12 protein-coding genes and 1 tRNA gene are annotated in these 11,786 nt (G+C 72.2%); 11 read left to right on the top strand and 2 right to left on the bottom strand.

Annotated elements, in window-relative coordinates; translation table 11 throughout:
- Positions 1-107 precede the first annotated feature (107 nt).
- Complete coding sequence (locus E1289_RS32005) at positions 108-1,349, bottom strand: molecular chaperone DnaJ (RefSeq protein WP_131986928.1); 1,242 nt, start codon at positions 1,347-1,349, stop codon at positions 108-110.
- Positions 1,350-1,527: 178 nt separating this feature from the next.
- On the opposite strand from E1289_RS32005, the gene E1289_RS32000 reads away from it, so the two are divergent.
- From E1289_RS32000 to E1289_RS31960, 10 genes are all read left to right on the top strand, one after another.
- Positions 1,528-2,103 carry a TerD family protein gene (locus tag E1289_RS32000; RefSeq protein WP_131986926.1) on the top strand — a complete coding sequence of 192 codons (576 nt, stop codon included), beginning with the start codon at positions 1,528-1,530 and terminating at the stop codon, positions 2,101-2,103.
- Between the two features lie 88 nt (positions 2,104-2,191).
- Entirely contained in the window at positions 2,192-2,770 is a 579-nt protein-coding gene (locus E1289_RS31995; protein ID WP_131986924.1) for a TerD family protein, read from the top strand.
- Positions 2,771-2,830: 60 nt separating this feature from the next.
- Entirely contained in the window at positions 2,831-3,994 is a 1,164-nt protein-coding gene (locus E1289_RS31990) for a DUF475 domain-containing protein (RefSeq protein WP_131986922.1), read from the top strand.
- A gap of 49 nt (positions 3,995-4,043) precedes the next feature.
- Positions 4,044-4,622: a TerD family protein gene (locus E1289_RS31985; protein ID WP_131986920.1), complete on the top strand. Its 579-nt coding sequence runs from the start codon at positions 4,044-4,046 to the stop codon at positions 4,620-4,622.
- Between the two features lie 65 nt (positions 4,623-4,687).
- Positions 4,688-5,902: an HpcH/HpaI aldolase/citrate lyase family protein gene (locus E1289_RS31980; RefSeq protein ID WP_131986918.1), complete on the top strand. Its 1,215-nt coding sequence runs from the start codon at positions 4,688-4,690 to the stop codon at positions 5,900-5,902.
- Positions 5,903-5,934: 32 nt separating this feature from the next.
- Positions 5,935-7,278 carry a phosphoribosyltransferase family protein gene (locus E1289_RS38535; RefSeq protein ID WP_243713281.1) on the top strand — a complete coding sequence of 448 codons (1,344 nt, stop codon included), beginning with the start codon at positions 5,935-5,937 and terminating at the stop codon, positions 7,276-7,278.
- Positions 7,275-8,387, top strand: a complete 1,113-nt coding sequence (locus E1289_RS38530) for a cysteine protease StiP family protein (protein WP_165970687.1) — start codon at positions 7,275-7,277, stop codon at positions 8,385-8,387. Before E1289_RS38535 ends, E1289_RS38530 begins: the two co-directional genes overlap by 4 nt.
- Positions 8,384-9,190 (top strand): HAD family hydrolase, encoded by an 807-nt coding sequence (locus E1289_RS31970; RefSeq protein ID WP_131986916.1) that lies wholly within the window; start codon positions 8,384-8,386, stop codon positions 9,188-9,190. Before E1289_RS38530 ends, E1289_RS31970 begins: the two co-directional genes overlap by 4 nt.
- 147 nt (positions 9,191-9,337) lie before the next feature.
- On the top strand, positions 9,338-10,657 hold the full coding sequence (locus E1289_RS31965; RefSeq protein WP_131986914.1) for a hypothetical protein: 1,320 nt from the start codon (positions 9,338-9,340) through the stop codon (positions 10,655-10,657).
- Positions 10,658-10,691: 34 nt separating this feature from the next.
- Positions 10,692-11,186: a hypothetical protein gene (locus E1289_RS31960; protein WP_131986912.1), complete on the top strand. Its 495-nt coding sequence runs from the start codon at positions 10,692-10,694 to the stop codon at positions 11,184-11,186.
- On the opposite strand, the gene E1289_RS31955 is transcribed toward E1289_RS31960, so the two are convergent.
- Complete coding sequence (locus E1289_RS31955) at positions 11,183-11,449, bottom strand: YtxH domain-containing protein (protein ID WP_165970686.1); 267 nt, start codon at positions 11,447-11,449, stop codon at positions 11,183-11,185. The two genes, E1289_RS31960 and E1289_RS31955, sit on opposite strands and share 4 nt — an antisense overlap.
- Positions 11,450-11,593: 144 nt before the next feature.
- On the opposite strand from E1289_RS31955, the gene E1289_RS31950 reads away from it, so the two are divergent.
- Positions 11,594-11,666, top strand: a tRNA-Asn gene (locus E1289_RS31950).
- The last annotated feature ends 120 nt before the right edge of the window (positions 11,667-11,786 follow it).

Below are 11,786 nucleotides of genomic sequence, written 5' to 3'. Positions count from 1 at the left end.
GCAGCAGCCCCAGCCCGCCCCCTACAACGACCCGAACCCGAGCGGCCCGCCCATGGTCGCCCGCAACCTGACCATGGGCCTTCAGGACCGCCCGCGGTGACCTCGGATCAACCCGCCCGTTCGGAGCGGATGCGGGTGACGACGTCGCCGGCGGCGGTTCTGATCGAATCGAGTTCCTGCAGGTAGGACCAGTAGTCGGGGTGGGTGCCGGTCAGCCGTTCCGGTGCGTTCTCCAGGCGCTCCACCAGGGAGTCGAGGACCCGGGCGTGGTGGGGGGCGGCTCCGCCCGGCTGGGCCATGGCGAGGCGCTGGGCGTCGCGGACGGCGAAGCGGACCCGTTCCACGGGGGCCTGGGGGTCGGCGGCGACGGCCTTGAGTTCGTCGACCCGGCCGGTGACGTGCCCGGCGCGCCGGTCGGCGGCGTTCAGCTCGGTGCGGGCGGCGGTGAGCGCCTGCTGTGCCTGCTTCCACTCGGCGCGGGAGACGTGCGCGGACGCCTCGTTGAGCCGCTCGCGGGCCCGGTTCGCGCCCGCCTCGATCGACTCCGGCGCGCCCCTGAGGTCCTGCCAGCAGGACTGCGAGTAGCCGCGCAGCAGGACGCGCATCGCCTCCCGGACGGGGCCGACGCGGTTCGCGACGACGTCCACGCGGGTCCGGACGGAGGCCAGGGAGTTGCGGACCTTCTGCGCCATCTGCGGCAGTTCCGCGGCGGCCTCGCGGGCCCGCTCGGCGATCTCGCGGACCTCGTCGGCCTTGCGCATCGCCCCGTCCAGGCCGAAGCCGCCGAGCCCCTGCGAGCCGAGCTGGGCGAGGAGCTGCTTGGCGCGGGCCAGTTCGGCCTCCGGGTCGGCGGCGTCCATCCCGGCGTCCCTGGCGGCGGCCACGGCGGCGTCGGCGGCGGCGACGGCGTCGCGGGCGGCGGTCAGCCGGGGCGGGAGCTGGTCGAGGGCGGCCTCCAGCCGGGCCATGCGCGAAGAGAGCCGCTCGGCGAAGCCGTTCAGGTTCCGGCTGATCTCCTGGAGCCGCTCGGTGGTCGCGACGAACGCGCGCCGTGCCGCGTCGTACTCGGCGGGCGACCGGTCCTGGTCGTCGACGTCGTGCGCGTCCAGGACGGAGATGTAGGCGTGGGCCGCGGCGTCGGCCGCCGCGGCGAGCCCGGTGAACTCCCGCCGGACGGGCTCGGCGGCCTTGGCGTCCAGGTCCTCGAAGACGGTCACCCGGCCGTCGATGAACTTCTGCGCCTGGTCCATGTCGTAGAAGGCGGCCGCGGCCGCCTCTCTCGCCTCGACGGCACCGGCCGCCGCCTGCGCGCCCCTGCCCCTGCGCCGCTGGTCGCCCGCTCCCCGCAAGGCAGCCTCCCTTCGTCCCTGCCCAGTCTGGCGCAGATGGGCCGGATTTCGCGCGGTGGGCGCGGTCTCGTGTAATGCGTCCGTCAAGGATGGAACGGATAGCATCGCTCCAGCGTCGTTAAGTCTGGGCGCCGGGACGGCGTCCGCGAAACCGGCATGCGATCATGGAGGCCACATCGTGGGTGTCAGTCTCAGCAAGGGCGGCAACGTCTCGCTCACCAAGCAGGCACCCGGGCTGACCGCGGTGACCGTCGGTCTCGGCTGGGACCTGCGCACCACCACGGGCACCGACTTCGACCTCGACGCCTCCGCACTGGTCCTGGACGCCTCCGGCAAGATCATCACGGATCAGCACTTCGTGTTCTTCAACAACCTCCGCACGCCGGACGGCGCGGTCTCCCACAGCGGCGACAACACCACCGGCGCCGGCGAGGGCGACGACGAGCAGCTCCAGGTGAACTTCGGCATGATGCCCGCCACCGCCGAGCGGGTGGCCTTCGCCGTGTCGATCTACGACGGCGACGGCCGCGGCCAGAACTTCGGGCAGGTCCGCAACGCCTACATCCGGGTGCTGAACCAGAGTGACGGCACGGAGATGGCCCGCTACGACCTGACCGAGGACGCCTCCATGGAGACCGCGATGGTCTTCGGCGAGCTGTACCGGAACGGCGCGGAGTGGAAGTTCCGCGCGGTCGGCCAGGGCTACGCCTCCGGGCTCGCCGGCATCGCCGCGGACTTCGGCGTCAACCTCTGACGCCCCGCGGGAAACGGTTCCCGCGGACTTCGGTCTCAGTAGGATCCACAGCCAGGGATCAGGCAACAGGGAAGGGAGTGGCCCGAACATGGGAGTATCACTCGCCAAGGGCGGCAACGTCTCACTGACGAAGGCCGCGCCCAACCTCACCGCGGTCACCGTCGGCCTCGGCTGGGACGTCCGCGCCACCACCGGCGCGGACTTCGACTTGGACGCGTCCGCGCTGATGCTCGCGAGTACGGGCAAGGTCATCTCCGACCACCACTTCGTGTTCTTCAACAACCTGCGGAGCCCGGACGGCTCGGTGGAGCACACCGGTGACAACCTGACCGGTGAGGGCGAGGGCGACGACGAGTCCATCAACGTCGACCTCAACGGGGTGCCGCCCGAGTGCGACCGCATCGTGTTCCCCGTCTCGATCTACGACGCCGACAACCGGCACCAGAGCTTCGGCCAGGTGCGCAACGCCTTCATCCGGATCGTCAACCGGACCGACGGCAACGAGCTCGCGCGCTTCGACCTCACCGAGGACGCCTCCACCGAGACGGCCATGGTGTTCGGTGAGCTCTACCGGCACAACGGCGAATGGAAGTTCAGAGCGGTCGGCCAGGGGTACGCCTCTGGGCTGGCCGGTATCGCGATGGACTTCGGCGTCAACGTCGGCTAGCGCCGGCGACCCCGCGTCCGGGCCGCCGCGCCCGGCCTCCTACCTACCAGAAATACGCGCATGATTCTTCGCACCTTCGGGTGGTCCTTCGGCGTCACGGCCGTCGGCCTGCTACTCGCCCTGCTCTACGGCGGGCCGGCCGGGCTGGCCCTGGTCGCCGTGCTGTCCATCCTCGAGATCTCGCTGTCGTTCGACAACGCCGTGGTCAACGCCAAGGTGCTCGACCGGATGAGCCCCTTCTGGCAGAAGATCTTCCTGACGATCGGCATCGCGATCGCGGTGTTCGGGATGCGGCTGGTCTTCCCGCTGGTGATCGTGGCGCTCACCGCCCAGCTCGGCCCGTTCCAGGCGTTCGACCTGGCGCTGAACGACTCGGACCGCTACCACGACCTGATGAACGACGCCTATCCGACGATCGCGGCGTTCGGCGGCATGTTCCTGATGATGCTGTTCCTGAACTTCGTGTTCGAGGAGCGCGCCGAGAAGTGGCTGCCGTGGCTGGAGAAGCCGCTGGCCCGCATCGGCCGCCTGGACCAGCTCGCGGTGGTGGTCGCGGCCGGTGCGCTGTCGTTCGTGGCGTGGCTGGCCGCCGACGACCCGGGCACCGTCATGATCGCCGGCGTGCTCGGCATGATCACCTACATCCTGGTCAACGGGCTCGGCGAGCTGTTCTCCGAGGCGGCCGACTCCGACGACGACGAGGAGGCCGGCGAGGAGGGTGCCGCGGCGGTCGCGCGGGACGCCGTCAAGGAGGCGGCGCGGGACGGGCAGCCGCGGCGCGGCGGCCCGAGCCCGCTCGCCGTCGCCACCGGCAAGGCGGGGTTCTTCCTGTTCCTGTACCTGGAGGTCCTGGACGCCTCGTTCAGCTTCGACGGCGTCATCGGCGCCTTCGCCATCAGCACCGACCCGATCGTCATCGCGCTGGGCCTCGGCATCGGCGCCATGTACATCCGGTCGCTGACGGTGTTCCTGGTCCGCAAGGGCACGCTGCACGAGTACGTGTACCTGGAGCACGGCGCGCACTGGGCGATCGGCGCCCTGGCGACCTGCATGCTGATCAGCATCGGTCACCACGTCCCCGAGTGGATCACCGGCGGGCTCGGCGCGGGCCTGATCATCGCCGCGTTCGCCAGCTCGATCATCCGCCGCCGGGGCGAGCAAGGGGAACCGCCCGAGGCGCCGTCCGACGAGGGCGGCAAGGCGCTCCACTCCAGCAACGTCTGACCGCCACCTCGCACCTCGCGACAGCATCGATCACCGAAGGAGCCGAACGATGTCCATCTCGCTGCAGAAGGGCCAGAAGGTATCGCTGGCCAAACCCGGAGGGGGCACGCTCACCCGGGTCAAGATGGGGCTCGGCTGGGACGCCGTCGCAAAGAAGGGCCTGTTCGGCAGGAGCAAGGCGCAGAACATCGACCTGGACGCGTCCTGCCTGCTGTTCGACGCCAGCGGGAACCTCGCCGACCAGGTGTGGTTCCGGCAGCTGCGCAGCAAGGACGGCTCCGTGCTGCACACCGGCGACAACCTGACCGGTGAGGGCGAGGGCGACGACGAGGTCATCAACGTCGACCTGCAGAACGTCCCGGCCAACGTCACGCAGCTGGTGTTCACGGTCAACTCCTTCACCGGCCAGGACTTCACCCAGATCGAGAACGCGTTCTGCCGGCTGGTCGACGAGACCACCGGGCAGGAGATCGCGCGCTACGACCTGAGCGGAGCCGGGCAGCACAACGCGCAGATCATGGCGAAGGTGTCCCGGGACGGCGGCGGCTGGTCGATGACGGCGATCGGCGCGACCGCGACGGGCCGGACCTTCCAGCACCTGCTGCCGGCAGTGTCGGCGCATCTGTGATCCGGCGCCCCGGCCCGGCGTTCCGATGCTCGATCCGATGATCCGGCGGGTCTGACGGGGCGCCCATGCGGCATTTCGACCACATCGACGCCGCGCGTCGCAAGCACCTGTTCTACCGGCATCCGCGGCCGTTCGACCGGCACGACGACCCGGCCGTGCTGGCGGTGGCGCTGGGCGCGACGCTGTACAGCCCCGCCACGCGGCCGGCCCTCGCCGACGACGTGCTGCGCGCGGCGCGCCGCGGCGTCATGAGCATGGTCCTGTGCCTGGAGGACGCGATCGCCGACGACGAGGTCGAGTCCGGCGAGGCGAACCTCGTGGCGCAGTTGCGCTCGCTGCACGGCGCCGCCCGCCGCGGCGGTGCGGGGAACGGCGGTGCGGGGAACGGCGGTGCTGGAAGCGGCGCCGGGGACGTGCCGCTGCTGTTCGTGCGCGTCCGCGACCCCCGGCAGATCGGCGACCTGATCGGCCGGCTCGGGGGCGCCGCCGAGCTGATCTCCGGTTTCGTGCTGCCCAAGTTCACGGCGGCCGGCGGTGGAGCGTTCCTCGACGCGCTGGAGGACGCCGCGGATCGCACCGGGCTCCGGCTGCTGGCGATGCCGGTGATCGAGAGCCCGGAGGCGGTGTACGCCGAGTCCCGGTCGGAGATGCTGCACGAGGTGGCGCGGCTGCTGGCCAAGCACCGGTCGCTGATCCTGGCGGTGCGGATCGGCGCGACGGACATGTCCGCCGCGTACGGGCTGCGCCGCCCCCCGGACCTCACGATCTACGACATCCGGCCCGTCGCGGGCGTGATCTGCGACGTGGTCAACATCCTCGGCCGCGCGGACGGCACCGGTTACGTGGTGACCGGTCCGGTGTGGGAGTACTTCTCGGCCGGCGAGCGGATGTTCAAGCCGCAGCTGCGGCAGTCGCCGTTCGACGCGCAGCGCGCGGCACCGCTGCGGCAGCGGCTGATCACGTCGGACCTGGACGGGCTGATCCGCGAGGTGCACCTGGACAAGGCGAACGGCCTCATCGGCAAGACCGTCATCCATCCGAGCCATGTCGCGGCCGTGCACGCCCTGTCGGTGGTGACGCACGAGGAGTACTGCGACGCGGCCGACATCCTCGGCGTCGCCGGGGGAGGGGCGATGGCCAGCTCGTACGCCAACAAGATGAACGAGGCCAAGCCGCACCGCGCGTGGGCGCAGCGGCTGATGCTGCGCGCCCGGGTGTTCGGGGTGGCGGCGGAGGGCGTCACGTTCGTCGAACTGCTGGAAGCGGCGGGCACCCGGTGACGGCCCGCCCGCCCGGGTGGCCGGGTTCCTGGGTGGCGGCGCGCCTCGGGGTGCGGCTCGCGGACGGCCCGCGCCCGGTGGGCGTCGGGCTGGCGGACCTCGTCGGCCTCGCCGTGCGGCGCAATCCGCGCCGGGCGCACCTGCTGGTCTCGGCGGTGCTGGGCAAGCACGTCCCGACCGATCCGCGGCTGGTGCACGGGTCGGGGCTCCTGCTGGGGGAGCTCGTGCGCACGCGCCTCCGAGGTGAGGAGCCTCCCCGTCCTGGGAGCCTCCTGGCGGACGCCCTGCGGGGCGCGCCGGGTGCCGCGGCCGGGCTGCGCGACCTCATGCGAGCCCCTCGGACTCCTGTGGACGCCGTCGTCCTGGGCTACGCGGAGACGGCGACGGCTCTGGGCCATTCCGTCGCGGACGCTTTGGGAGGTGCCTACTACCTGCACTCCACACGTCGTCCCGTGGCGGGGTTCGCCGCGTACGGCGGGTTCGAGGAGGAGCACAGCCACGCGACGAGCCACCTGCTGCTGCCCGCCGACCCTGCCGCGCTCGATCGTGACGTGCCCGCCGTGCTGGTGGACGATGAGCTCTCCACCGGCCGGACGGTGCTGAACACCATCGAGGCGCTGCACGCCGTCCATCCCCGAAGCCACTACGTCCTCGCCGCCCTTGTCGACCTGCGCGGTCCCGACGACCGGGCCCGGATGGACGGACTCGCCGAACGGCTGGGCACCCGCATCGAGGCGGTGGCCCTCGCCCAAGGGCATGTCGACCTTCCGGGCGACATCCTGGAGTCGGGCAAGGCGCTCGTCTCCGATCTGACCGCCCGTGCGATCCTCCCGGAGGACGCGGCTGAGACGTTCGCGGTGTCCCGGCTCGACCTGGAGTGGCCGGCCGGACTGCCGGACGGGGGACGGCACGGGTTCCTGCCGGCCCAGCGGTCCCGGCTGGAGAAGGACCTGGGGAGGATGGCCGACGCCCTGGCCGCCGCGCTCGGCGACGACGCGTCCCGGATTCTCGTCCTGGGGTTCGAGGAGCTGATGTACGCGCCGCTCAGGCTGGCCGAGGCCCTCGCCGACACCCTGCCGGGCGCGGACGTCCGGTACTCGACCACCACCCGTTCACCCGTGCTCGCCGTGGACGACCCCGGCTACGCGATCAGGACGCGCCTGGCCTTCGAGGCACACGACGACCCCGCCGACGGCCCGGGGGAGCGGTACGCCTACAACGTGGCACCGGCCTCCGGCCAGGACGGCTTCGACCGCATCGTGTTCGTGGTGGACGACGTCGGCGACACTCCCGCGCTCGCGGGCGGGCTCCTGGCGCGGCTCCGCGCGCTCGCGCCCGTGCTGGTCGCGCCGGTCCCCGCCCGGAGGGGCCTGTGAAACCGCTGTACGGGCCGTCCTTCGGCAGCTACGCGGCCGAGGACGTCGCGTGGCTGCTCAAGGACCTCTCGCACGCGCGCCTCGAAGCGCCCACCGAGGAGCGCGAGGCCGCGATCCAGGCGGGACGGGCCCACTACGCCGAATCCCTGCCGGTGGAGTACCAGCCCGGCCCCGAGTACCGGCGCCTGTTCCACCGGGCGCTGGAGACGTCGGCCGAGCGGATCGCGTACGCGACCGGCCTGGTCACCGAGCTGGTCCTCGCCGGGCGCGGCCCGCGGGCGGTGCTGGTGTCGCTGGCCCGCGCCGGGACGCCGGTCGGCATCCTCATGCGCCGCTGGGCGCGGTTCGCGCACGGCCTCGACCTGCCGCACTACGCGGTCAGCATCGTCCGGGCGCGCGGCATCGACACCGCGGCCCTGCGCTACCTCGCCGAGCACCACGACCCGGCGTCGGTGATGTTCGTGGACGGCTGGACCGGAAAGGGCGCGATCACGCGGGAACTGACCGCCGCGCTCGCCGCGCACCCGTTCGCCGCCGACCTTGCGGTGCTCGCCGACCCGGGGCGGTGCACGCCTCTGTTCGGAACGCGGGACGACTTCCTGATCCCGTCCGCGTGCCTCAACTCGACCGTCTCGGGGCTGGTGAGCCGGACCGTCCTGAACGCGGACCTGATCGGCCCCGGCGACTTCCACGGCGCCAAGTTCTACGCCGATCTCGCTGGCGACGACGTGTCCGCCGTGTTCCTCGACACGGTGTGCGCGCGGTTCGGCGACGTCGCCGAGCGGGTCGCGAAGGACCTGCCGGACCTCCGCGCCGCCGACCGCACCCCCGACTGGTCCGGGTGGGAGGCCGTCCGCCGCTGCGCCGGCGCCGAGGGCATCGACGACCTCAATCTCGTCAAGCCGGGCATCGGGGAGACCACGCGGGTGCTGCTGCGCCGCGTCCCGTGGAAGGTGCTCGTGCGGGCCGACTCGGGGCCCGAGGTCGCGCACATCAGGCTGCTCGCCGGTGAACGCGGGGTGCCCGTCATCGATGTCGGGCCCGACCGGTTCCCCTACGCCTGCATGGGCCTCATCCATCCCCGGTTCGGCAAGGGAGCCGTCCAGTGACCGTCCTGGTGTGCTCCGACCTCGACCGCACGCTCATCTACTCCGCCGCGGCCTTCGCGCTGGACGGGCCGGACGAGACGATGCCGCGGCTGCTGTGCGTGGAGTTCTACCGGGGCGCGCCGCTCTCCTACATGACCGAGGCCGCCGCGCGCACGCTGGAGACCCTCGCGACCGCCGCGACGTTCGTCCCGGCGACGACCCGCACCCCCGAGCAGTACCGGCGCGTCAACCTGCTGGAGAAGCCCGCCGCGTACGCGATCACCGCGAACGGCGGCCACCTCCTCGTGGACGGTGCGGACGACCCCGAATGGGCGGCGTCCGTCCGGGCACGGGTCGCCGACGGGTGCGCACCCCTCGCCGACGTCCAGGAACACCTCGTGCAGGTCAGCGGCGAGTTCGTGCTCAAGCGGCGCAGCGCGTCCGGCCTGTTCGCCTACACGGTCGTGGACCGGGCCTCACTCCCCGCCGGGTGGGTCGGGGACCTCACCGGATGGTGCGCCGAACGCGGCTGGCGGACGTCCCTCCAAGGCCGCAAGGTGTACTGCCTGCCCGCCGGCCTGACCAAGGCCGCCGCCGCGGCGGAGGTCGCCCGCCGGACGGGCGCGTCCACGATGCTGGCCGCCGGAGACTCGCTCCTCGACATCGAACTCCTCGAAGCGGCGGACCGGTCCATCCGGCCGGCCCACGGCGAACTGCACGACACCGGCTGGACGTCCCCGGCCACGTCCGTCACCGCCGCGCGGGGCATCGCCGCAGGCCAGGAGATCGCCGCGTGGCTGGTGGAACGCGCGGCGACCCCATAGCGTCCCGGACCGGAGCACCGCGAAAAATCACGTCACCGCCCCGGGTGCCGTCGACAAGCTACGCACCCCGGGGGGTCGCGGCGACCGCGTTCTGAGGTCACAATCACGAATAGCCCCTCGCACTCAGGAGGAGGACACCCTGAACACATGACCTCCCGTCTGACCGGCGACGAGACCGCGCTCTGGAAGGCCGCGGCCAGGGTTCTCGACGCGAACTGGACCGGGACCGCCACGGCGGCGTCCCCCGGCCTCTACCCGCACCAGTGGAGCTGGGACTCGGCGTTCATCAGCATGGGCCTCGCCCGCCACCGCCGCGACCGCGCCGAAGCCGAACTGCTCTCCCTGTTCCGCGGCCAGTGGGCCGACGGGATGCTCCCGCACATCGTGTTCGACACCAGCCTCGCCCGGCACGCCTACTTCCCCGGCCCCGAACTGTGGCGCAGCGAACGGCAGCGCGACGCGCCGCACGGCGTGCACACCTCCGGCCTCACCCAGCCGCCGCTGCACGCCCTCACCGCCCTCCGCCTCCACGAGAACGCCGCCGACCTCGAAAGCAGCCGGGCGTTCCTCGCGCGGCTGCACCCCATGCTCACCGCGCAGCACCGCTACCTCGCCCGCGCCCGCGACCTCGACTCCAGCGGTCTCATCGCCATCTGCCACCCATGGGAATCGGGCCTCGACAACAGCCCCGCCTGGGACCGGCCCCTCGGCGCCCTCCGGCTCCCGCCCACCGCCTACGCGCCCGCCCAGCGCGCCCGCAACCTCCCCACCGGCGAGGACTACGAGCGCTACGTCTGGCTCGCCGCGCTCGTCCGCGACGCCGGATACCGGCCCGGCTACCTCCGCGACACCCACCCGTTCGCCGTCGAGGACCCCCTCGTCAACGCCACCTACCTCGCCTCCGCCCACGCCCTCGCGGAGATCTCCGAGATCGTCGGCGCGGACCCCGTCCCGCACCGCGAACGCGCCCAGCGCGTGCACCAGGCCCTGCTCGACCGGCTCTGGGACGCCGAGACCGGCTGCTTCCGCGCCCGGGACCTGCGCGACGACCGGCTGCTGCCCGTCGTCACCGTCGGCGCGTTCGGCCCCCTCCTCGACCCCGAACTGCCCGCCCCCATCGTCCGCAACCTCGTCGACCTGCTGCTGTCCGCCCGGTTCGCCGGAGCCGCCGGATACCCCGTCCCCACCTGCGACATCCAGGCCCCCGCCTTCGACCGCGGCGGCTACTGGCGCGGCCCCACCTGGATCAGCACCAACTGGCTCATCTGGTACGGAGCCCTCGGCCACGGGTTCCCCGTCGTCGCCGACCTGCTCTACGGGGCCACCATGCGGCTCGTCCGCCAGTCCGGCTTCCGCGAGTTCTTCGACCCCTTCGACGGCACCGGACGCGGCAGCCACGACTACGCCTGGACCGCCGCCCTCGTCCTCGACCTCCTCGGCGCCCGCCGCGCGCCCCAGGCCGCCTGAGCGCCCACCTCGCCTGATCGCCTACCTTGGGGGCATGCGCCTACGCCGGGGTACCCTGCCGTCCGCGGTCCGCGACGCCCTGCGACTCGAACGGGGGGAACGCGTCCTCGCCGCCGCCCCCACCCGCGGCGGGTCCCACGTGACCGCCACCACCGCGGCGCTGCACCTCCCCACGACCTCCGGCGGATTCACCCGCATCCCATGGGAACGCGTCGACCACGCCACATGGAAGGACGGATGGCTCCACGTCCAGGAGACATCCGCCGGTGCCGCGCACGACATAGGGCTCACCGACCCGGGGTCCGTCCCCGAGACCGTCCGGGAACGCGTCACCGCGACCATCGCCGTCAGCCACCAGGCCGTGCTACCCGGCGGCACCAAGGTCCGCATCGCCGGCCGGCGCCCCGCCACCGGCGGCGACATCCGCTGGACCTTCGTCTTCGAGGCGGGAACGGACCCCGCCGACCCGGGCCTGCGGGCCCAGGCCGAACAGGTCCTCGAAGAGCTGCGCCGCCAGACGGGCCTCTAACCGGGGTAGACCTGCGGCGGGTGCTCCTCCTCCGCCTTGCGGCGACCCGGCACCTGCTGCGGCACCCGCTCCCGCATCTGCCCGGCCTTACCCGCCAGATCCTCGCCCTTCGCGCGGATCTTGCCGGCCGCCTCCTGCACGTTCGGGTTCTCCGACATCTGCTGGGACAGCCTCTTGATCTGCTCGTACCGCTCACGCCCGGCCTTCGTCCCCAGGACATAGCCGATCGCTGCGCCTGCCATGAACATCATGCGAGTCTTCACGTGCAACTCCTGCCGACGGCGAATTCGTGTGACCCCCTATACCCGCCATCGCCGCGCCCACCCATAACGCATGCGCGAACAGCCCCGGACATGCGCTAACCTAGAGCCGCCGCCGGGGCCCAACGGCCCCGGACGCACGTACGATCCCGCGTAGCTCAATCGGCAGAGCAGCCGGCTGTTAACCGGCAGGTTACTGGTTCGAGTCCAGTCGCGGGAGCGGAGCGACCTCCTGCTCGGCTCGCTTTGCTTGCCTTCGCCTGGCCGCACCCTTTGTGTCTTCCGGGGGACGATCCCCCGGAAGACACAAAGGGTGCGGCCAGGCGAAGGCAAGCAAAGC

The sequence above is a fragment of the Actinomadura sp. 6K520 genome (genome assembly GCF_004349245.1).
GTDB lineage: Bacteria > Actinomycetota > Actinomycetes > Streptosporangiales > Streptosporangiaceae > Spirillospora.
Note: the sequence above shows the minus strand (reverse complement) of the source record. Positions and strands in the feature narration are given on the sequence as shown.